The following is a 21,984-nucleotide window of genomic DNA, read 5'->3' on the forward strand; positions in this document are numbered from 1 at the left end:
AGGTCGCTGTGGCGCTCGGCCACTCGGGTCACCGCCGGGAGCATGGCGGGAGGTTCGCATCCCACCGGCACGTCTGTCCAGGTCATCCATAACGGAGTCCATATGCCGGACATCTTGACTTCGTCCGCCCGGGTGATCCAACCCCCCTTGAACAGGAGAACCTTTCGAACTTATGGTGTCCCTGTCGAAATAACTCCTGTCTAAGTAGGTCTCCGATGCAGAATCTTTCGCCCAGCTCCGCTGTAGCGGCTGACCTTCCCGTTCAGCCCGCCACCGGCCACGCCCAGCACCCCGCCTGGCTCCGTCTGAAGGACGCGGTCGAGGCGCTGCGCCCCCTGCAGTCCAAGGACGGCTCCATCGACCTCTCCGCCGTGCAGCGCCACACCGTCGACCCGCTGGTCGAGACGGTCATCGGCGCGATCGAGGAGCTCTCCCCGCTCTTCCCGCACGACGCCGAGTACCACGCCGCCCTCGTCTCCGACCTGCGCAAATGGGGCGAGACGGGCTACCGCACCCCGGACTTCCTCGACTCGCTGCTCGCCTTCCAGCCCGCCGCGAAGCGCGAGGACGGCCTCCAGCACCTGGTCGTCTTCCCGATGTACACCCAGAACGGGAACCCGAACCACAACCTCGAGGCCGTGCTGCTGAACGTGGTCTGGCCGGAGTGGCTCTCCGAGCTGGAGCGGACGCGTTTCGACAACCCGATGTTCCTGGCCATCACCTTCACCGACTTCACCGCCGGGTACGACACCAACTCGGCCGTGCTCTTCCCGGAGACGGTCTCGGTCAGCAAGGCCCCCGACCGCTTCACCTGGGGCGGCATCTTCTGCGACCGCGAGGCCGCCCGCTTCCGCGCCGTCGCCACCAGCGCCGTCCAGCAGCTCGGCCTGGAGATCCCCGAGGACGCGGCCGGCCTGCTGGCCGACCAGTTCCGCGCCCAGCAGACCTTCGCCCTGTGGGACCTGGTCCACGACCGCACCCACAGCCACGGCGACCTGCCGTTCGACCCGTTCATGATCAAGCAGCGCAGCCCGTTCTGGATGTACGGCCTGGAGGAGCTCCGCTGCGACCTGACGACCTTCAAGGAGGCCGTCCAGCTCGAGGCCGAGGGCAACGAGCACGCCCGCGACGTCCAGTACGCGATCCTCTTCGACCGGATGTTCCGCTTCACCGTCACCGGCGACCGGGTCCGCAACTACGACGGAATGGGCGGCCAGCTGCTCTTCGCCTACCTGCACAAGAACGGCGCGCTGGCCTGGCGCGACAACAAGCTGACCATCGACTGGTCGCGGGTGGCCGAGGTCACCAACGGGCTCTGCCGCGAGATCGAGGACCTCTACCGGGCCGGCATCGACCGCCCGAAGACGGCCCACTGGATCGCCGCCTACGAGCTCGTCTCGCGCTACCTCACCCCGCACCCCGCCTCCACCTGGGCCAAGGGCCCGGAGGCGCTGCCGCTCGACATCGCCGAGGAGAAGGCCCTCAAGAAGGCCCTCTGCGACGCCGTGCTGGCCGACGAGTTCCCGCTCTCCATGTTCTTCGAGGCCCTGAACAAGAAGCTCAGCGGCGTCATCGCCAACACCCGGGGCATCACCGGGACCAACCTCAAGGGAGTCGCCGCATGACCGCCAGCCTCGCAGGCAAGGTCGTCGCCGTGGCCGGGGCCAGTGGCCTCGGCGGCCCGGCCGTCGTCCGCCGACTGGCCGCTGACGGCGCCACCGTCATCGCCGCCGACATCGACCAGCAGCGCCTGGACGCCGTGGTCGACTCGGTGAAGCTCGCCGTCCCCGGCGCCAAGGTCACCGCCCAGGTGATCGACCTGCTCGACCCGCAGGAGGTGCACGACTGGGCCGACCACCTGGAGGCCGAGCACGGGCACGTCGACGGCCTGCTCCACCTGGTCGGCGGCTGGCGCGGCAGCAAGACCTTCTTCGAGACCCGGATCGACGACTGGGACTTCCTGCACGACCGCGTCGTGCGCACCCTGCAGCACACCTCGCTGGCCTTCCAGCCCGCGCTGGTCCGCAGCGCCTCCGGCCGCTACGCGATGGTCTCCGCCGCCGGCGCCCACAAGCCCACCGCCGGTGGCGCCGCCTACGCCGCGGCCAAGGCCGCCACCGAGGCCTGGACCCTCTCGATGGCCGACTCCTTCAAGAAGGAGACCACCGCGGAGAGTGGCGAGCCGACCGCGGCCGCTGCCATCCTGGTGATCAAGGCCCTGGTCAGCCCCGAGATGCGTGCCGAGAAGCCCGAGGCCAAGTTCCCCGGCTACACCGACATCGCCGACCTGGCCGACACCCTGGCGGGCCTCTGGGACCGCCCCGCAGCAGAACTGAACGGACAGCACCTGTGGCTGACAGCCCGATGACCACCGCTTTCGGCACCACCGACGCCGTACGCCGCCACGACCCGGCCGTCCGGGGCTTCGCCAGCGACAACTACGCGGGCATCCACCCCGAGATCCTGGCCGCCCTGGCCGTCGCCAACGAGGGCCACCAGGTCGCCTACGGCGAGGACCAGTACACCGACCACCTCCAGGAGGTCTTCCGCCGCCACTTCGGCGAGAAGGCGGAGGCGTACCCCGTCTTCAACGGCACCGGCGCCAACGTGGTCGCCCTCCAGGCGCTGCTCCCGCGCTGGGGCGCCGTGATCGCGGCCGGCACCGCCCACATCAACGTGGACGAGTGCGGTGCCCCCGAGAAGATCGCGGGCATCAAGCTCCTCACCATCCCCACCCCGGACGGCAAGCTCACCCCCGAGCTGATCGACCAGCAGGCCTGGGGCTGGGGCGACGAGCACCGCGCCCAGCCGCTCGCCGTCTCCATCACCCAGAGCACCGAACTCGGCACCGTCTACACCGCCGAGGAGATCAAGGCGATCTGCGAGCACGCCCACGAGCGCGGCATGCTCGTCCACCTGGACGGCTCCCGCGCGGCCAACGCCGCCGCCTCGCTCGGCCTGCCGCTGCGCGCCTTCACGACCGACGCGGGCGTGGACGTGCTCTCCTACGGCGGCACGAAGAACGGCCTGATGCTCGGCGAGTGCGTGGTCGTGCTCAACCCGGAGCGCGTCCGCAACCTCAAGTACCTGCGCAAGATGTCGATGCAGCTCGCCTCGAAGATGCGCTTCGTCTCCGTGCAGTTCGAGGCCCTGCTGGCCGGCGACCTCTGGCTGCGCAACGCCTCGCACGCCAACGCCATGGCCAAGCGCCTGGAGACGGCCGTCGCCGGTATCGAGGGCGTCCAGCTGGTCCGCCCGGTCCAGGCCAACGCGGTCTTCGCCATCCTCCCGCGCGAGGTCAGCGAGCGCCTGCAGAAGCGTTACCGCTTCTACTTCTGGGACGAGCACACCGGCGAGGTCCGCTGGATGACCGCTTTCGACACCACCGAGGCCGACATCGACGCCTTCGCGGCGGCGATCGCCGAGGAGCTCGGCCGGGCCTGAGGCCCGAGCCAGACCGGTTTGACGTGGGGTGACCCGGTGCGTAATGTTCTCCGGGTTGCCCCACGGCCGGTGGGTCTCGCTCCGAAATTCGATTGACTCGAATGCACGAGCGGGAAAAGCGGCCGAAGAACTCTGGTAGAGTTTGGGAGCGCCGAAAGGCGGAAAGCAAACCAGAAAGAGCCCGGCGGAAATCGCGCGGAAAACATCTGGTAAGCTGGAAACACGAAAGAACGAAACGAACGAAGCCCGGAGAGCTTGCGAGAGCGGCTTGAAGGAAGCGTCCGTTCCTTGAGAACTCAACAGCGTGCCAAAAGTCAACGCCAGATATGTTGACATCCCCGGCCTTGGTCCTTCGGGATCGGGGTTGGAGATTCCTTTAGTAACAAAACACGGCGAGGACGCAGTGCGCGGGATCACCCTATTCCGGTGGTTGCCGTGCCGCTCAACGCGAGTGTCACCCGGTTTGGTCCGGAAAACATTCACGGAGAGTTTGATCCTGGCTCAGGACGAACGCTGGCGGCGTGCTTAACACATGCAAGTCGAACGATGAAGCTCTTCGGAGTGGATTAGTGGCGAACGGGTGAGTAACACGTGGGAAATCTGCCCTGCACTCTGGGACAAGCCTTGGAAACGAGGTCTAATACCGGATATGACCTTCCTCCGCATGGGGGTTGGTGGAAAGCTCCGGCGGTGCAGGATGATCCCGCGGCCTATCAGCTTGTTGGTGGGGTAACGGCCCACCAAGGCGACGACGGGTAGCCGGCCTGAGAGGGCGACCGGCCACACTGGGACTGAGACACGGCCCAGACTCCTACGGGAGGCAGCAGTGGGGAATATTGCACAATGGGCGAAAGCCTGATGCAGCGACGCCGCGTGAGGGATGACGGCCTTCGGGTTGTAAACCTCTTTCAGCAGGGAAGAAGCGCAAGTGACGGTACCTGCAGAAGAAGCACCGGCTAACTACGTGCCAGCAGCCGCGGTAATACGTAGGGTGCGAGCGTTGTCCGGAATTATTGGGCGTAAAGAGCTCGTAGGCGGCCTGTCGCGTCGGATGTGAAAGCCCGGGGCTTAACCCCGGGTCTGCATTCGATACGGGCAGGCTAGAGTGTGGTAGGGGAGATCGGAATTCCTGGTGTAGCGGTGAAATGCGCAGATATCAGGAGGAACACCGGTGGCGAAGGCGGATCTCTGGGCCATTACTGACGCTGAGGAGCGAAAGCGTGGGGAGCGAACAGGATTAGATACCCTGGTAGTCCACGCCGTAAACGTTGGGAACTAGGTGTTGGCGACATTCCACGTCGTCGGTGCCGCAGCTAACGCATTAAGTTCCCCGCCTGGGGAGTACGGCCGCAAGGCTAAAACTCAAAGGAATTGACGGGGGCCCGCACAAGCAGCGGAGCATGTGGCTTAATTCGACGCAACGCGAAGAACCTTACCAAGGCTTGACATATACCGGAAACGGCTAGAGATAGTCGCCCCCTTGTGGTCGGTATACAGGTGGTGCATGGTTGTCGTCAGCTCGTGTCGTGAGATGTTGGGTTAAGTCCCGCAACGAGCGCAACCCTTGTTCTGTGTTGCCAGCATGCCTTTCGGGGTGATGGGGACTCACAGGAGACTGCCGGGGTCAACTCGGAGGAAGGTGGGGACGACGTCAAATCATCATGCCCCTTATGTCTTGGGCTGCACACGTGCTACAATGGTCGGTACAAAGGGCTGCGATGCCGCGAGGCGGAGCGAATCCCAAAAAGCCGGCCTCAGTTCGGATTGGGGTCTGCAACTCGACCCCATGAAGTTGGAGTTGCTAGTAATCGCAGATCAGCATGCTGCGGTGAATACGTTCCCGGGCCTTGTACACACCGCCCGTCACGTCACGAAAGTCGGTAACACCCGAAGCCGGTGGCCTAACCCTTGGGAGGGAGCCGTCGAAGGTGGGACCAGCGATTGGGACGAAGTCGTAACAAGGTAGCCGTACCGGAAGGTGCGGCTGGATCACCTCCTTTCTAAGGAGCACACAGCAGCTCGAAGCGAATGTCTTCGAGTGCTAGCTCATGGGTGGAACGTTGACTATTCGGCACGATGAGGGTCACCTCTCCAAGTACTGCTTCGGCGTGGAACGGGTTGGTTGGTCTTGATCGTGTCGGGCACGTTGTTGGGTCCTGAGGGAACGGCTTGATGTCGTTGCTTCAGTGATCGCCGGTCTCACTTGAGAGCCGCCTTGTGCGGGTCGAGGGTGGGGGACTGGTCGTTGTTTGAGAACTGCACAGTGGACGCGAGCATCTGTGGCCAAGTTTTTAAGGGCGCACGGTGGATGCCTTGGCACCAGGAACCGATGAAGGACGTGGGAGGCCGCGATAGTCCCCGGGGAGTCGTCAACCAGGCTTTGATCCGGGGGTTTCCGAATGGGGGAACCCGGCAGTCGTCATGGGCTGTCACCCGCACCTGAACACATAGGGTGTGTGGAGGGAACGAGGGGAAGTGAAACATCTCAGTACCCTCAGGAAGAGAAAACAACCGTGATTCCGGGAGTAGTGGCGAGCGAAACCGGATGAGGCTAAACCTTGAGCGTGTGAGACCCGGCAGGGGTTGCGCTCAAGGGGTCGTGGGAAAGTTCTTCAGCTGTCTGCCGGCAGTTGGGCGAGTCAGAAACCGTATGGATAGTCGAAGGACATGCGAAAGGTCCGGCGTAGAGGGTAAGACCCCCGTAGACGAAATCTGTACGGCTCGCTTGAGCTTCTCCCAAGTAGCACGGGGCCCGAGAAATCCCGTGTGAATCTGGCGGGACCACCCGCTAAGCCTAAATATTCCCTGGTGACCGATAGCGGATAGTACCGTGAGGGAATGGTGAAAAGTACCGCGGGAGCGGAGTGAAATAGTACCTGAAACCGTGTGCCTACAAGCCGTGGGAGCGTCGGACATGCAGCTTGCTGTGTGTCTCGTGACTGCGTGCCTTTTGAAGAATGAGCCTGCGAGTTTGCGGTGTGTAGCGAGGTTAACCCGTGTGGGGTAGCCGTAGCGAAAGCGAGTCCGAATAGGGCGATTGAGTTGCACGCCCAAGACCCGAAGCGGAGTGATCTAGCCATGGGCAGGTTGAAGCGCGGGTAAGACCGTGTGGAGGACCGAACCCACCAGGGTTGAAAACCTGGGGGATGACCTGTGGTTAGGGGTGAAAGGCCAATCAAACTCCGTGATAGCTGGTTCTCCCCGAAATGCATTTAGGTGCAGCGTCACGTGTTTCTTGCCGGAGGTAGAGCACTGGATAGGCGATGGGCCTCACCGGGTTACTGACCTTAGCCAAACTCCGAATGCCGGTAAGTGAGAGCGTGGCAGTGAGACTGTGGGGGATAAGCTCCATGGTCGAGAGGGAAACAGCCCAGAACACCGACTAAGGTCCCTAAGCGTGTGCTAAGTGGGAAAGGATGTGGAGTCGCAGAGACAACCAGGAGGTTGGCTTAGAAGCAGCCACCCTTGAAAGAGTGCGTAATAGCTCACTGGTCAAGTGATTCCGCGCCGACAATGTAGCGGGGCTCAAGCACACCACCGAAGTCGTGTCATTGCAGCTATAGGGCCAACGCCTGCTGTGATGGGTAGGGGAGCGTCGTGTGCCGGGTGAAGCAGCGGAGGAATCCAGTTGTGGACGGTTCACGAGTGAGAATGCAGGCATGAGTAGCGATACAAGAGTGGGAAACTCTTGCGCCGATTGACCAAGGGTTCCTGGGTCAAGCTGATCTGCCCAGGGTAAGTCGGGACCTAAGGCGAGGCCGACAGGCGTAGTCGATGGACAACGGGTTGATATTCCCGTACCCGCTTTGAAGCGCCAACGGCGAACCTCTGAATGCTAAAGCCGTGAAGCCGGCCCGGAGTCTTCGGACGATGGGACGTGGTGGAGCCGCTGACCCAACAGGGTAGTAGCTGAGCGATGGGGTGACGCAGGAAGGTAGTCCAGCCCGGGCGGTGGTTGTCCCGGGGTAAGGGTGTAGGGCGTTGTGTAGGCAAATCCGCACAACAATAGCCTGAGACCTGATGCCGAGCCGATTGTGGTGAAGTGGATGATCCTATGCTGTCGAGAAAAGCCTCTAGCGAGTTTCATGGCGGCCCGTACCCCAAACCGACTCAGGTGGTCAGGTAGAGAATACCGAGGCGTTCGGGTGAACTATGGTTAAGGAACTCGGCAAAATGCCCCCGTAACTTCGGGAGAAGGGGGGCCGGAGCTGGTGATCGGATTTACTCCGTGAGCTGGGGCCGGCCGCAGAGACCAGCGAGAAGCGACTGTTTACTAAAAACACAGGTCCGTGCGAAGCCGTAAGGCGATGTATACGGACTGACGCCTGCCCGGTGCTGGAACGTTAAGGGGACCGGTTAGTCAACTTTCGGGTTGGCGAAGCTGAGAACTTAAGCGCCAGTAAACGGCGGTGGTAACTATAACCATCCTAAGGTAGCGAAATTCCTTGTCGGGTAAGTTCCGACCTGCACGAATGGCGTAACGACTTCTCGACTGTCTCAACCATAGGCCCGGTGAAATTGCATTACGAGTAAAGATGCTCGTTTCGCGCAGCAGGACGGAAAGACCCCGGGACCTTTACTATAGCTTGATATTGGTGTTCGGTTCGGCTTGTGTAGGATAGGTGGGAGACTGTGAAGCCGTGACGCCAGTCATGGTGGAGTCATCGTTGAAATACCACTCTGGTCGTGCTGGATGTCTAACCTGGGTCCGTGATCCGGATCAGGGACAGTGTCTGGTGGGTAGTTTAACTGGGGCGGTTGCCTCCTAAAGAGTAACGGAGGCGCCCAAAGGTTCCCTCAGCCTGGTTGGCAATCAGGTGTTGAGTGTAAGTGCACAAGGGAGCTTGACTGTGAGACCGACGGGTCGAGCAGGTGCGAAAGCAGGGACTAGTGATCCGGCGGTGGCTTGTGGAAGCGCCGTCGCTCAACGGATAAAAGGTACCCCGGGGATAACAGGCTGATCTTCCCCAAGAGTCCATATCGACGGGATGGTTTGGCACCTCGATGTCGGCTCGTCGCATCCTGGGGCTGGAGTAGGTCCCAAGGGTTGGGCTGTTCGCCCATTAAAGCGGTACGCGAGCTGGGTTTAGAACGTCGTGAGACAGTTCGGTCCCTATCCGCTGTGCGCGTAGGAATATTGAGAAGGGCTGTCCCTAGTACGAGAGGACCGGGACGGACGAACCTCTGGTGTGCCAGTTGTCCTGCCAAGGGCATGGCTGGTTGGCTACGTTCGGGAGGGATAACCGCTGAAAGCATCTAAGCGGGAAGCCTGCTTCGAGATGAATGTTCCCACCTCCTTGAGAGGGTAAGGCTCCCAGTAGACGACTGGGTTGATAGGCCGGATGTGGAAGCCCAGTAATGGGTGGAGCTGACCGGTACTAATAGGCCGAGGGCTTGTCCTCAGTTGCTCGCGTCCACTGTGTTGTTCTGAAACAACGACCCCACGCAGGGAAAGACATGCGTGGTGCGGTTGATAGTTTCATAGTGTTTCGGTGGTCATAGCGTGAGGGAAACGCCCGGTTACATTCCGAACCCGGAAGCTAAGCCTCACAGCGCCGATGGTACTGCAGGGGGGACCCTGTGGGAGAGTAGGACGCCGCCGAACAATCATTGTGGAGAAGCCCCATCCGGGAGACCGGATGGGGCTTCTCTGCGTTTTGCGGTCGCGATCCAGGCGGCCCCGTCCGACCATGGAGTCGAGCGGGGGCAGTGCGACGACCTGGAGGAGAGACGCCGTGGCTGACGACGGGTTTGTGACGTGTCTGTGGTTCGACGGGAAGGCGGAGGAGGCGGCGGAGTTCTACACCTCGGTCTTTCCGGGGTCGAAGATCGGGCGGGTCGGGCGGTATCCGGAGGGGAGTCCGGGGCCGGCCGGGTCGGTGATGGTGGTGGAGTTCGAGGCGAACGGGCAGCGGTTCGTGGCGTTGAACGGTGGGCCGCAGTTCGTGTTCAACGAAGCGGTGTCGTTGCAGGTGATGTGTGACGACCAGGCGGAGGTGGACCAGTACTGGGCCAAGCTCTCCGATGGGGGTGAGGAGGGGCCGTGCGGGTGGTTGAAGGACCGGTACGGGCTGTCCTGGCAGGTGATCCCGAAGGCCGCGGTGGACCTGTGGAGCGACGCCGAGCCGGAGAAGGCGGCGCGGGCCTTCGAGGCGATGATGACGATGAAGAAGCTCGACCTGGCTGCTCTGCAGGCGGCGTTCGAGGGGCGTTAGGCGAAGACGGTCGACGGTAGACCGGCAGGGGGAACAGCGGTGGCCCCACCTGGGAGACCAGGTGGGGCCACTGTGCGGAGGTGGGGAGCGGGGTCAGCCCCGGGCGGCGCGGCGTTCGGCCTTGGCGGCGGCTTCGGCCTCGTCCTCGGCCTCGGCGGTCTCCAGGGTGGGGGCGGTGCCGCCGAGGTGGGCGGGGAGCCACCAGGTGTCGTCGGCGCCCTTGGGGCTGCCGGGGTACTCGCGCTGGGCGCGGTCGAGCATCTCGCTCATGGCGGCGCGCAGGCGGCGGGTGACCATCACCGGCTTGTCGGTGGGGGCCAGGTGGATGGGCTCGCCGATCATGATGGTGACCGGCACGTGGCGCTTGGTGAGGGTCTTGGGGCGGCCCTTGGTCCAGAGCTGCTGGGTGCCCCAGAGGATCACGGGGAGCAGCGGGGTGCCGGAGTCGGCGGCCATCCGGGCCGCGCCGGTCTTGAACTTCTTGAGCATGAAGGAGCGGCTGATGGTGGCCTCGGGGAAGACCCCGACCACCTCGCCGGCGCGCAGGGCCTGCACGGCGGCGTCGTAGGCCACCTGGCCGTCGGTGCGGTCGACCGGGATGTGCTTCATGCCGCGCATCAGGGGGCCGGAGATCTTGTGCTTGAAGACGTCGTCCTTGGCCATGAAGCGGGTCTTGCGCTTGCCGCCGCGGATGGCGCCGAGGCCGGCGAAGAGGAAGTCCAGGTAGCTGATGTGATTGCTCACCAGGACGGCGCCGCCGGTGGCCGGGATGTTCTCCGCGCCCTCGATCTTGATCCGCACGTCGAGTGCGCGGAAGACGGTCAGTGCCGCGCCGATCACTGGCGGGTAGACGAACTCTGCCACGGGGTCAGCCCTTACTCCCTCGGGCTGCCGCCCGGTCGGTGTTACAGGGAGATAATCCCCCGAAGCGGTGCAGTCTGTCACGCGAGGGTGTCCCGCAGGTGATGCAGGCCGCGGGTGGCGGGTGTGGCGCGTGAGGTGTCCCACATCTGACGGCGTCGGGTACGAAGGGTGAGGGTGGTGCGCGGTGGAGCGGCTGACGGCGGTGGAGCTCGGGGCGGAGCTGGGGGAGCGGGCGACGCTGGTGCAGTTCTCGACGGCGTTCTGCCAGCCCTGCCGGGCGACCCGGCGGGTGCTCGCGGAGGTGGCCGGGATGGTCGCGGGGGTGGCGCACGTGGAGGTGGACGCGGAGGAGCGGCTGGAGCTGGTGCGCCGGCTGGGGGTCGTGCGTACGCCGACCGTGCTGGTGCTCGATTCCGCAGGTCAGGTGGTGCGCCGGGCGGCCGGGCAGCCCCGGCGGGTGGACGTGATCGCGGCGCTGGGCGCGGCCTGCTGAGGACCCCGGGAAACGACAGGCGCACGGCGTCTTAAGGGAGCTGAAAGCGGAGCCGGGCAGGGTGGGGTGAAGGACCGTCCGGCCGAGTGGATCTGTCAAGACCGTTCAATCTCACAGCGGATCTGCTGCGCAGTCAGGTGGTCGCGGGTCCGTACTGGGGCAGGATGGGCGCAGACGGCAGTGCAGCTGTCCCGCACCCCTCCCGGCCAGGGAACACAGGGGGTGCGAGATGCTTGGCCGGGACCTTGCAGCGCTAAGCTACTGGCCAGTAGTGACGGCTAAGCTACTGGCGAGTATGCTGCCAGGAAGTTCCGGACGGGCACGGGAAATCGCTGCCCGGAGCGGGTACGGAGTATGCCTCCGACCTGCTTGCACAGCCGCAGCCGCCGGACGAGACCAGTACAGGAGACAGGCCGTGAGCTTGAGGATCGTTGTCTGTGTGAAGTACGTGCCCGACGCGACCGGTGACCGTCGCTTCGCGGACGACACCACCACCGACCGGGAGGGCGTCGACGGCCTCCTTTCGGAGCTGGACGAGTACGGCGTGGAGCAGGCGCTCCGCATCGCCGAGGCCCACGGCGACGCCGAGGTGACCGTCCTGACCGTCGGCCCGGACGACGCCAAGGACGCGCTCCGCAAGGCGCTGTCGATGGGTGCCGACAAGGCCGTCCACGTGAACGACGACGACATCCACGGCACGGACGTGATCGGCACCTCCGCGATCGTCGCCGCGGCGCTGGAGAAGACCGGCTACGACCTGGTCGTCTGCGGCATGGCCTCCACCGACGGCACCATGGGTGTCCTGCCGGCCCTGCTGGCCGAGCGCCTGGGCGTCCCGCAGGCCACCCTGCTCTCCGAGGTCGCCCTCGAGGGCACCACGGTCAAGGGCCGCCGTGACGGCGACGCCGCCACCGAGCAGGTCGAGGCCGAGCTCCCCGCGGTGATCTCCGTCACCGACCAGTCGGGCGAGGCGCGCTACCCGTCCTTCAAGGGCATCATGGCCGCCAAGAAGAAGCCGGTCCAGGAGTACGACCTGGACGACCTGGGCATCGAGGCGGACGAGGTCGGCCTGGCCGGTGCGTGGACCGCCGTCGAGGCGATCGCCGCCCGCCCGGCCCGCACCGCCGGCACGATCGTCAAGGACGAGGGCGAGGGCGGCAAGCAGCTCGCCACCTTCCTCGCCGAGCAGAAGTTCATCTGACCCGTTGACGTGGTGACTGTCCTCCCCGAGCGGTGAAGGACAGTCAGGAGAAACTGGAGACATAGAGCAATGGGTGAGATTCTCGTCCTCGTCGACCACGCCGACGGCGTGGTCCGCAAGCCGGCCCTGGAGCTGCTGACCCTGGCCCGCCGCATCGGCGAGCCGTCGGCCGTCGTCCTGGGCGCCGGTTCGGCCGCCGCCGACATCGCCGCCAAGGCCGGTGAGTACGGCGCCGCCAAGGTGTACGTCGCCGACGCCGCCGAGTTCGCCGACCAGCTGGTCGTCGCCAAGGTCGACGCCCTGGCCCAGATCGCCAAGGCCGCCGAGGCCGGTGCCGTGCTCCTCACCTCCTCGGGTGAGGGCAAGGAGATCGCGGCCCGCGTGGCGCTGCGCCTGGGCTCCGGCATCATCACCGACGCCGTGGACCTGGAGGCCGTGGACGGCGCCCCGGTCGCCACCCAGTCGGTCTTCGCCGCCTCCTTCCAGGTGAAGTCCAAGGTCTCGCACGGCACCCCGGTCATCACCGTGAAGCCGAACTCGACCAGCCCCGAGGCCGCCCCGGCCGCCGGCGCCGTCGAGAACGTGACCGTCGAGTTCACCGGCAAGGCCGCCAAGGTCGTCGCCCGCACCCCGCGCGTCTCCTCGGGCCGCCCGGAGCTGACCGAGGCCGCGATCGTGGTCTCCGGTGGCCGCGGTGTCGGTGCCGCCGAGGGCTTCGGCGTGGTCGAGGAGCTGGCCGACTCGCTCGGCGCGGCCGTCGGTGCCTCGCGTGCCGCCGTCGACGCCGGCTGGTACCCGCACACCAACCAGGTCGGCCAGACCGGCAAGCAGGTCTCGCCGCAGCTGTACGTCGCGGCGGGCATCTCCGGTGCGATCCAGCACCGGGCCGGCATGCAGACCTCGAAGACCATCGTGGCCGTCAACAAGGACCCCGAGGCCCCGATCTTCGAGCTGGTCGACTACGGCGTGGTCGGCGACCTCTTCGCCGTCCTCCCGCAGCTGACCGCCGAGGTCAAGTCCCGCAAGGGCTGATCGCTCAGGCGGGTGCCGAAGGGCGCGGTACGGGTTTTCCCGGACCGCGCCCTTCGGCGTACCCGGCCGCGTAGAGTCCAAGGTCATGAGCGAGGGTGCGGTGGAGCCGCTGCTGACGGCGTTGGCGGGCGGGTACGGCGACGAGGCCGGGGCGCTGCGGGTCGACGGGCAGGCGATGTCGCGCGAGGAGCTGCTCGGCGCGGCCACGGCCTTCGCGGACCGCGTCGCGGGCGCGCCCGCCGTGGCGGTGCTCGCCCGGCCGAGCGCGGAGACGGTGACCGCCGTGGTCGGCGGGCTGCTGGCCGGGGTGCCCGTGGTGCCGGTGCCGCCGGACTCCGGGCCCAAGGAGCGGGAGCACATCCTGCGGGATTCGGGGGCCACGCTACTGGCCGGCGGCGCCCCGGAGAACGGGGTGGCGGGCGTGCCGGTGGAGCTGACGGCGCGTTCGGCCGCCACCTACGCCGAGCCCGCGCCGGAGCGCGCGGCCTTCGTGCTCTACACCTCCGGCACCACCGGGGCGCCCAAGGGCGTGGTGATCCCGCGCTCGGCCGTGGCGGCCGGGCTGGACGCGCTGGCCGAGGCCTGGCAGTGGACGGCCAAGGACACCCTGGTGCACGGGCTGCCGTTGTTCCACGTGCACGGGCTGGTGCTCGGGGTGCTCGGTGCGCTGCGGACCGGTAGCCGGCTGGTGCACACCGGGCGGCCCACGCCCGGGGCGTACGCCGCGGCGCGCGCCGAGCACGGCGGGAGCCTGTACTTCGGCGTCCCGACGGTCTGGTCCCGGCTGGCGGCCGAGGAGGCTGCGGCGAAGGAACTGGCCGGGGCCCGGCTGCTGGTCTCCGGCAGTGCGCCGCTGCCGGTACCGGTCTTCGAGCGGCTGGCCGCGCTCACCGGGCACCTGCCGATCGAGCGGTACGGCATGACCGAGTCGCTGATCACCGTCAGCACCCGGGCCGACGGCGAACGGCGGCCGGGCAGCGTCGGGCTGCCGGTGGCCGGGGTGCGGACCCGCCTGGTCGGCGAGGACGGCGCGCCGGTCGCGTGGGACGGCGAGACGGTCGGCGAGCTGCAGGTGGCCGGCCCCACGCTCTTCGAGGGCTACCTCGGCCGGCCCGAGGCCACGGCGGAGGCCTGGACGGCCGACGGCTGGTTCCGGACCGGGGACGTGGCCGTGATCGGCCCGGACGGCTTCCACCGGATCGTCGGCCGGGCCTCGGTGGACCTGATCAAGAGCGGCGGCTACCGGATCGGCGCCGGCGAGGTCGAGGCCGCGCTGCGCGACCACCCGGCCGTGGCGGACGCCGCCGTGGTCGGCGCGCCGGACGCCGACCTCGGGCAGGCCCTGGTCGCGTACGTGATCGCGGACGGCCTGGTGACCGGTGAGCAGCTGACCGCCTTCGTGGCGGAGCGGCTCTCGGTGCACAAGCGGCCCCGGCGGGTGGTGCTGGTCGAGGAGCTGCCGCGCAACGCGATGGGCAAGGTGCTCAAGAAGCAGTTGCTCGACCGGCTGTGAGGCGCCGGCCCCGGCCGGGTTGTGCGGGTGGAATGTGCCGCGCGGCCGGGAAGTGACGGTGCGCCGGGCGGCGATGAGTGGGGACGGGCGCGCGGCGGGTACCACCTGGGGGCGGTGGGTGACCTGGCCGCGCCGACCGGTGCGGAGGGCGCCGGGGGGATGCAGAAAGCAGGGGATATCGTGATCGTCTGGGTCAATGGCGCGTTCGGCGCGGGCAAGACGAGTGCCTGCCGGGAACTGGTCGAGCTGCTGCCGGGCAGTCTGCTCTTCGATCCGGAGACGGTCGGCCAGGGTCTGCGGCGGCTGCTGCCGATGGACCGGATGACCCCGGTCTCCGAGTACCAGGACCTGCCGTCCTGGCGGCGGCTGGTGCCGGAGGTGGCGGCGGCGCTGCTGACCGAGGTGGCCGGGCCGCTGGTGGTGCCGATGACCCTCCTGCGGGAGGACTACCGGGACGAGATCTTCGGTGCGATGGCCGCCCGGGGCCTGGCCGTGCACCACTTCGTGCTGGACCCTGCGGAAACGATCCTGCAAGAGCGAATCGAGGCCCGGGAGGAGTGCCCCGGCGATCCGGCGGCCAGCTCCCGGCTGCGGGAGTGGTGCCTGGAGCACCTGAGCCAGTACCGGCACGCCCGCCGCTGGCTGGCCCGGGACGCCGAACTGGTCGACACCAGCGAACTGGACGCCGTCGCCACCGCGCAGCGGCTCGCCGAGCTGGTCAAGGACGGCACGGCCCGCTGCCCGATCGTGCAGAGCACCGACTCGACCGGGGACACCGTGGCGGCGGCCGTCCTGCTCTTCGACGCGGCCGACCGCGTGCTGCTGGTCGACCCGGTCTACAAGCCCGCCTGGGAGTTCCCCGGCGGGGTGGTCGAGCGGGGCGAGGCGCCGACGGACGCGGCGCAGCGGGAGGTGGCCGAGGAGCTCGGCCTGCGGCTGGAGACCTCCGCCCTGCGGCTGCTCGCGGTGGACTGGGAGCCCCGGACCGGCCCGCGGCGGGGCGGCCTGCGGCTGGTCTACGACGGGGGCCGGCTCTCGGAGGCGGCGCTCGGCGCGCTGCGGCTGCCCGCCGAGGAGCTGCGGGGGTGGCGGCTGGTGACGCTGGAGGAGGCGGCGGGGCTGTTGCCGCCGGCGCGGCTGCGGCGGCTGGGGGCGGCGTTGGAGGCGCGGGGGAGCGGGGAGCTGCGCTACCTGGAGGCGGGGCTGCGGGCGGCGGTCGGGCAGCTCTGAGGGGGCGTCGCGCGGGTGGGGCGGGGCTTTGAGGGCCTGCCCGGGCTGTCCAGGGCTTTCCGGGGGCTTTCCAGGGCTTTGAGGGGCTTTCCGGAGCGTGAGCTTCGGGGATGTGGAGCTAGGAGACCGGGGGCGTGGTGACGGGGATACCGGGGATGCCGGGTGTGCCGGAGCTGGTGGGGGCGGCCGAGAAGGTCGCGGTGGAGCTCGGGTTCGGGAAGAGCTCGCTGCCCGAGGTGGGGCGGTTGCTGGCCGCGTTGGCGGCGTCCAAGCCCGGTGGGTCGGTCGCGGAGAGCGGCACCGGGGTCGGGGTCGGGACGGCCTGGCTGCACAGCGGCCTCGGGCCCGGGGCCCGGCTGGTGACGGTCGAGCGGGACGCCGGGCCGGCCCGGCGGGCGGCCGAGCTGTTCGCCGGGGACGAGCGGGTGCGGGTGCTGCACGGGGACTGGCGACTGCTGGAGTCGTACGCCCCGTTCGACCTGTTCTTCTGCGACGGCGGCGGCAAGCGGGACGACCCGGAGCGGGTGGTCTCGCTGCTCGCCGTGGGCGGGGTGCTGGTGCTCGACGACTTCACCCCGAGCGGCGAGTGGCCGCCCCGGTTCGAGGGGCAGGTGGACGACCTGCGGGTCTTCTACCTGACGCACCCGCAGCTGCGGGCGGCGGAGGTGCTCACCACCCCGCACAGCTCGGCCCTGGTGGCGGTCCGGATCGCCTGACCGATGGTCACGGTGTCGGCTCGGGGGCGGCCGGGGTGGTGGCGTAGCGGGCCATGGTGGTGAGGGTGGCCTTGGTGGTGAGGGGCTGGGCGGTGGTGAGGGCGGTCTCCAGGTCGCGGAAGTACTGGAGGTAGAAGTCGGGGGTGAAGGTGCTGAGCAGGACGGCGGGCTGGTCGGTCGGGTTGGCGAAGGTGTGCGGGGCGCCGGGCGGGACGATGACGAGGGTGCCGGCGGAGGCGTCGTGGTGGTGGTCGCCGACGGTGAAGCGGATGGTGCCGGCCAGGACGTAGAAGCCCTCGTCGTGGCGGCCGTGGCGGTGCTGCGGGGGGCCCTGGGTGTGCGGGGCGAGGACGGATTCGGTGATCGCCAGGCGGTGGCCGGTGTGGCTGCCGTCCTCCAGGACGCGCATCCGGGTGGGGCCCAGGACGATCGTCTCGCCCTCGCCGGGGCGGACCACGGAGACGGCGGGCGGCTGGTGCGCGGTGTGTTCTTCGTGTTCTTCGGTCATGGGACGAGTCCACCGCCGGGGGCCGGTGGGTGTCCAAGACCTGTTCGGGAGACCTGATACCCCGTCGGTATCCTCGCAGCGTGGAGCTCCGTACCCTGCGTTACTTCGTGGCCGTCGCCGAGGAACTCCACTTCGGCCGGGCCGCCACCCGACTGCACCTGAGCCAGCCCCCGCTGAGCCGGGCGATCAAGCAGCTGGAGGCCGAGCTCGGGGCGCTGCTCCTGGTCCGTTCGCCCGCCGGTGCGGCGCTGACCCCGGCGGGAGCGGTGCTGCTGGCGGAGGCGCGGGCGCTGCTGGCGCAGGCCGACCGGCTCCGGGCCCGGGTCGGTGCGGCGGCCGGCCGCGCGAGCCTGACCGTCGGCATCCTGGGCGACGGCACCGACCCGGGCGCGACCAGGCTGGCCGCCGCCTTCCGCCGACGGCATCCCGGCCTCGACGTCCGGATCCGCGAGACCGATCTGACCGACCCGACCTGCGGGCTGCGCGCCGGGCTGGTGGACGTGGCCCTGACCCGGGCGCCGTTCGACCGGACCGGGCTGACGGTGCGGGAGCTGCGGGCGGACCCGGTGGGTGTGGTGCTGCGGGCCGACGATCCGCTCGCCCGCCGGGACCGGCTGTGGCCGGCCGAGTTGGCGGAGCGGCGCTGGTTCGTGTTCCCGCCGGACACCGACCCGGTCTGGCAGGAGTACTGGAACGGCGGGCGGCCCCGGCGGGGCCCGGTGGTGCGGGCCGTTCAGGAGTGCCTGCAGACGGTGCTCTGGAACGGGACCGTCGGGCTCGCCCCGCTCGGGCACGAGCTGCCGGCCGGACTGGTGGTCGTGCCGCTGGCCGATCAGGCGCCGAGCCGGGTGGTGGTGGCCTGGAAGGAGGGCGACGGCGATCCGCTGGTCCGGTCCTTCGTCGAGACCGCGGTGGCGGCGTACCGGAGTTGAGCGCCGGCGGGTGGGGCGGTGCCAGGATGGGGGCATGCCTTTCACGTTGAGCCATGCCGCGGCGGTGCTGCCGTTGGTCGACGGGCCTTGGGTGGCCTCGGCGCTGGTGGCCGGGGCGCTGGCGCCCGACCTGCCGTACTACCTGGAGTCGGTCTGGCCCGGCTCGTACGTGGCCGGGGCGGTGACGCACCGGTGGTGGGCCGTGCCGACGGTGGACGTGGCGGTGGCCGGTGGCCTGGTGCTGCTCTGGCACGGACTCGCCCGGCGGCCGCTGGTCGGCGTGCTGCCGGAGCCGTGGGCGGGTGTCGCCGAGGCCGTCACGGCCCCTCGCGGCGGTTGGCGCACGCCCGGGCGGGCCTGGTGGTTCCTGGGCTCGGCCGCCGTGGGGGCCGGTACCCACCTGGGGCTGGACGCTTTCACGCACCGCAGCGCGGTCGGCCGGCTGCCGGGGGCCGGGCGGGTGGTGGCGGGGGTGCCGGTGTACGAGGCCCTCCAGTACGGCACCTCGGTGGTGGGGCTTGGCTTGCTGGCGCGGCACGTTCTCCGACTCGGACGGGAGGTCGAGCCGGAGCCGGTGGAGGTGTCCCCTCGTCGGCGGGCCGTGTGGGCGGGGTTGGGCGCGGCGACGGTGGTGGGGGCGGCGCTCCGGCTGGCCCGGCGGGAGCGGGGGTTCATCGGGGAACTCTGCTTCGGGGCGGGAGCCGGGCTCGCCCTTGGCGTGATCGGGTACGCGGTGGGGGCACGCGTGCCCGGTGGCACCGTCAACGGACAGTGCCACCGGGCCGCTGCGTAGGAGTGCGCTGGGCTGGTGCTTGGCCGCGCCGTGCCCCGCGCCCCTAGACGGCTCCGTAGTTCTTCAGGAAGAGGGCCTCGGTGAGGGCCATCCGCTCCAGCTCCTCCGGGTCGACGCTCTCGTTGACGGCGTGGATCTGGGTGGTGGGCTCCTCGACGCCGATCAGGACGATCTCGGCGGTGGGGTAGAGGGTGCGGAGGGTGTTGCAGAGGGGGATGGAACCGCCCTCGCCGGAGGCGACCATGGGGGTGGCGTAGGCCTCCTGCATGGCGGCGGCCATGGCCTCGTAGGCCGGCCCGGTGGTGTCGGCATTGAAGGGGTCGCCGCCGCTGAGGATGGTGGCGGTGGCCCGGGCGCCGAAGGGGACGTGGGCGAGGAGGTGGGCGACCAGGGCGTCCTGGGCGGTCTTGAGGTCGGTGCCCGGGGGGATGCGGAGGCTGACCAGGGCCTTGGCGGCGGCCTGGACGGAGGAGGTGGCGCCGACCATCGGCGGGGCCTCGATGCCCAGGACGGTGACGGAGGGGCGGGCCCAGAGGCGGTCGGAGACGGTGCCGGTGCCGGTGAGCTCGACGCCGTCGAGGATGCGGGCGTCGGCGCGGAACTGCTCCTCGGAGTACTGGACGCCGGACCAGGTCTGGTCGGTGGTCAGGCCCTGGACGGCCACGTCGCCGTGCTCGTCGTGCAGGGAGGCGAGGGTGCGGACCAGCGCCTGGAGGGCGTCCGGGGCGGCGCCGCCGAAAGCGCCGGAGTGGAGGTTGCCGGCCAGGGTGTCGATGGTCAGTTCGACCACGGTCATGCCGCGCAGGGAGGCGGTGACGGTGGGCAGGCCGGCGGTGAAGTTGCCGGTGTCGCCGATCACGATGGCGTCGGCGGCCAGCAGCTCGGGGTGGGCCTCGGCGTAGCGCTCCAGGCCGCCGGTGCCCTGCTCCTCGGAGCCCTCGACGATCACCTTCAGGCTGACCGGGTAGCCGCCGTCCACCTCGCGCAGGGCGCGCAGGGCGGTGAGGTGCATCAGGATGTTGCCCTTGCAGTCGGCCGCGCCGCGGCCGTACCAGCGGCCGTCACGCTCGGTCAGTTCGAAGGCCGGGCTGGTCCAGCCGGCCTCGTCGAGCGGGGGCTGCACGTCGTAGTGCGAGTAGAGCAGGACGGTGGGGGCGCCCTCGGGGCCGGCCAGCTCGCCGTAGACGGACTGGGTGCCGTCGGGCGTGTCGAGCAGCCGGACGCCGGTGAAGCCCTCGGCCGCGAAGGCGTCGGCCACCCAGCGGGCCGCCTTCTCGCACTCCTCGACGGGGAACTGCCGGGGGTCGGCCACGGACGGGAAGGCCACCAGCTCGGCCAGGTCGGCCTTGGCGCGCGGCATCAGGGATCGGACGGCCGCGGCCAGGGGCTGCTGGGTCATCTACTGCTCCGGGATGTGACGGGGGATCGTGAATCCGATCATAGGCCGAGGTGAAGGTCGTACCGAGACAACCGACGGCCCGTCGGGTCGGGCCGCACCCGACCGGCGGTCGAGCCGCACCCGACGGGGAGTCGAGCCGCACCCGACGGAGAGCCGAGCCGCACTCGACGGGGAGTCGGCAAGTGGAACCGGCCGGTCCGAGTGGTGGCGCGGACTAGAATTGCTGGTCGTGACTGACTCCGGTAGCTCCCCTGACCGCGACCGTACCGACCGGGCCGAGGACGACCTCCTCGCCGCGGTGGCCGACGACGGTGCCGACACCCCCGGACCGGACCCGCTCGACGGGGTCTGGGACGTGGTGGTGGTGGGCGCCGGGCCGGCCGGCTCCTCGGCGGCGTACGCCGCGGCCGTGCAGGGGCGCCGGGTGCTGCTGCTCGACAAGGCCGAGCACCCCCGGTACAAGACCTGCGGCGGCGGCATCATCGGCCCCTCCCGGGACAGCCTCCCACCGGACTTCAAGCTGCCGCTGCAGGACCGGATCCACGCCGTCACCTTCGCGCTGACCGGCAAGTGGAGCCGCACCCGGCGCTCGGAGCGGATGCTCTTCGGGCTGGTCAACCGGGACGAGTTCGACCTGCGGCTGGTGCAGGCCGCCGAGCAGGCGGGCGCGGTGCTGGTCACCGGGGTGACCGTCACCGGCGTGGAGCAGAAGGGCGGCGACACCCGGACGGTCACCGTGACCACGGCCGACGGCCGGGCGGTGACGGCTCGGGCGGTGGTCGGGGCGGACGGTTCGGCGAGCCGGGTCGGGCGGCACGTCGGGGTCACCTTCGACCAGATCGACCTCGGCCTGGAGGCGGAGATCCCGGTGCCGGAGGCCGTCTCGCGGGCCTGGGCCGGGCGGATCCACCTGGACTGGGGGCCGCTGCCGGGCAGTTACGGCTGGGTCTTCCCGAAGACCGACTCCGGCACGCTGACGGTGGGCGTGATCTCGGCGCGCGGCGACGGCGAGCGCACCAAGCAGTACCTGGCCGACTACATCGGGCAGTTGGGGTTGGCGGGCTTCCCGGCCGCGATCGAATCCGGCCACCTGACCCGGTGCCGGGCCGAGGACTCGCCGCTCTCGCGTGGGCGGGTGCTGGTCGCGGGCGACGCGGCGGGGCTGCTCGAGCCGTGGACCCGGGAGGGCATCTCCTACGCGCTGCGCTCCGGGCGGCTCGCCGGCGAGTGGGCCGTGAAGGTGGCCGAGGCGAGCGGGGCGGCGGACGTGCGGCGGCAGGCGCTCAACTACGCGTTCGCGATCAAGGCGGGGCTGGGCGTGGAGATGCGGGCGGGGAAGGTGATGCTCGGTGCCTTCGAGCGGCGGCCGTACCTCTTCCATGCCGCCGTCTGCCTGGTGAACCCCGCGTGGCGGGCCTTCGCCCGGACCACGCAGGGGCACACCACCTTCGCCCAGGTGATGCGCGACTACCGCGCCGCGCGTCGACTGGCGTCGATGGCGGCGCGGTAGCGCAGGGCCTTGACGGGGTTTCTATCAGGGAGGCTTCCTGATCGTTGGGCCTCGGCGGAGCAGCTATCAGGAAGGGTCCCTGATAGTCATGTCCTGGCGGAGCAGCTATCAGGAAGGGTCCCTGATAGTTACGT

Annotated in this window: 16 protein-coding genes and 3 rRNA genes; 16 read left to right on the forward strand and 3 right to left on the reverse strand. The window is 68.8% G+C overall.

Annotation, left to right across the window (positions count from 1 at the left end; all coding sequences use genetic code 11):
- Window positions 1–215 precede the first annotated feature (215 nt).
- From CFP65_RS33535 to CFP65_RS33565, 7 genes are all read left to right on the forward strand, one after another.
- A complete protein-coding gene (locus CFP65_RS33535) occupies window positions 216–1,625 on the forward strand; it encodes a DUF6421 family protein (protein WP_104819705.1) in 1,410 nt (469 codons plus the stop codon).
- The gene (locus tag CFP65_RS33540; RefSeq protein WP_104819706.1) at window positions 1,622–2,368 is read left to right on the forward strand and encodes an SDR family NAD(P)-dependent oxidoreductase; all 747 of its coding nucleotides are present in this window, start codon (window positions 1,622–1,624) and stop codon (window positions 2,366–2,368) included. The genes CFP65_RS33535 and CFP65_RS33540 overlap by 4 nt, the downstream gene beginning before the upstream one ends.
- A complete protein-coding gene (locus CFP65_RS33545) occupies window positions 2,365–3,444 on the forward strand; it encodes a low specificity L-threonine aldolase (protein WP_104821313.1) in 1,080 nt (359 codons plus the stop codon). The genes CFP65_RS33540 and CFP65_RS33545 overlap by 4 nt, the downstream gene beginning before the upstream one ends.
- A gap of 478 nt (window positions 3,445–3,922) precedes the next feature.
- Window positions 3,923–5,444, forward strand: a 16S ribosomal RNA gene (locus CFP65_RS33550).
- Between the two features lie 281 nt (window positions 5,445–5,725).
- Window positions 5,726–8,846 (forward strand): 23S ribosomal RNA (locus CFP65_RS33555).
- A gap of 86 nt (window positions 8,847–8,932) precedes the next feature.
- Window positions 8,933–9,049, forward strand: a 5S ribosomal RNA gene (gene rrf, locus CFP65_RS33560).
- Together the 16S, 23S and 5S rRNA genes form the textbook arrangement of a ribosomal RNA operon.
- Before the next feature lie 130 nt (window positions 9,050–9,179).
- Entirely contained in the window at window positions 9,180–9,659 is a 480-nt protein-coding gene (locus tag CFP65_RS33565) for a VOC family protein (RefSeq protein ID WP_104819707.1), read from the forward strand.
- A gap of 93 nt (window positions 9,660–9,752) precedes the next feature.
- Here the strand turns inward: CFP65_RS33565 and CFP65_RS33570 are convergent, their stop codons facing one another.
- Complete coding sequence (locus CFP65_RS33570) at window positions 9,753–10,523, reverse strand: 1-acyl-sn-glycerol-3-phosphate acyltransferase (protein WP_104819708.1); 771 nt, start codon at window positions 10,521–10,523, stop codon at window positions 9,753–9,755.
- Between the two features lie 184 nt (window positions 10,524–10,707).
- On the opposite strand from CFP65_RS33570, the gene CFP65_RS33575 reads away from it, so the two are divergent.
- From CFP65_RS33575 to CFP65_RS33600, 6 genes are all read left to right on the forward strand, one after another.
- Window positions 10,708–11,016, forward strand: a complete 309-nt coding sequence (locus CFP65_RS33575; RefSeq protein ID WP_104819709.1) for a thioredoxin family protein — start codon at window positions 10,708–10,710, stop codon at window positions 11,014–11,016.
- A gap of 415 nt (window positions 11,017–11,431) precedes the next feature.
- Window positions 11,432–12,217, forward strand: coding sequence for an electron transfer flavoprotein subunit beta/FixA family protein (locus CFP65_RS33580; protein ID WP_104819710.1), 786 nt, complete (start codon window positions 11,432–11,434; stop codon window positions 12,215–12,217).
- 69 nt (window positions 12,218–12,286) lie between these two features.
- Window positions 12,287–13,249, forward strand: coding sequence for an electron transfer flavoprotein subunit alpha/FixB family protein (locus CFP65_RS33585; RefSeq protein WP_104819711.1), 963 nt, complete (start codon window positions 12,287–12,289; stop codon window positions 13,247–13,249).
- 85 nt (window positions 13,250–13,334) lie between these two features.
- Complete coding sequence (locus CFP65_RS33590; RefSeq protein ID WP_104819712.1) at window positions 13,335–14,762, forward strand: acyl-CoA synthetase; 1,428 nt, start codon at window positions 13,335–13,337, stop codon at window positions 14,760–14,762.
- A gap of 180 nt (window positions 14,763–14,942) precedes the next feature.
- Window positions 14,943–15,992 carry an NUDIX hydrolase gene (locus tag CFP65_RS33595; RefSeq protein WP_104819713.1) on the forward strand — a complete coding sequence of 350 codons (1,050 nt, stop codon included), beginning with the start codon at window positions 14,943–14,945 and terminating at the stop codon, window positions 15,990–15,992.
- Window positions 15,993–16,147: 155 nt separating this feature from the next.
- Window positions 16,148–16,708, forward strand: a complete 561-nt coding sequence (locus tag CFP65_RS33600) for an O-methyltransferase (protein ID WP_104819714.1) — start codon at window positions 16,148–16,150, stop codon at window positions 16,706–16,708.
- A 7-nt stretch (window positions 16,709–16,715) separates the two neighbouring features.
- On the opposite strand, the gene CFP65_RS33605 is transcribed toward CFP65_RS33600, so the two are convergent.
- Window positions 16,716–17,216, reverse strand: coding sequence for a cupin domain-containing protein (locus tag CFP65_RS33605; protein ID WP_104819715.1), 501 nt, complete (start codon window positions 17,214–17,216; stop codon window positions 16,716–16,718).
- Between the two features lie 80 nt (window positions 17,217–17,296).
- On the opposite strand from CFP65_RS33605, the gene CFP65_RS33610 reads away from it, so the two are divergent.
- Complete coding sequence (locus CFP65_RS33610) at window positions 17,297–18,148, forward strand: LysR family transcriptional regulator (RefSeq protein WP_174805594.1); 852 nt, start codon at window positions 17,297–17,299, stop codon at window positions 18,146–18,148.
- 34 nt (window positions 18,149–18,182) lie between these two features.
- Window positions 18,183–18,941: a DUF4184 family protein gene (locus CFP65_RS33615; RefSeq protein ID WP_104819716.1), complete on the forward strand. Its 759-nt coding sequence runs from the start codon at window positions 18,183–18,185 to the stop codon at window positions 18,939–18,941.
- Between the two features lie 43 nt (window positions 18,942–18,984).
- On the opposite strand, the gene CFP65_RS33620 is transcribed toward CFP65_RS33615, so the two are convergent.
- A complete protein-coding gene (locus CFP65_RS33620) occupies window positions 18,985–20,340 on the reverse strand; it encodes a dipeptidase (RefSeq protein ID WP_104819717.1) in 1,356 nt (451 codons plus the stop codon).
- A gap of 229 nt (window positions 20,341–20,569) precedes the next feature.
- Between CFP65_RS33620 and CFP65_RS33625 the strand changes: the two genes are divergently transcribed.
- A complete protein-coding gene (locus CFP65_RS33625) occupies window positions 20,570–21,850 on the forward strand; it encodes a geranylgeranyl reductase family protein (RefSeq protein WP_371682490.1) in 1,281 nt (426 codons plus the stop codon).
- The last annotated feature ends 134 nt before the right edge of the window (window positions 21,851–21,984 follow it).

This window comes from Kitasatospora sp. MMS16-BH015, assembly GCF_002943525.1.
Taxonomy (GTDB): Bacteria; Actinomycetota; Actinomycetes; order Streptomycetales; family Streptomycetaceae; genus Kitasatospora.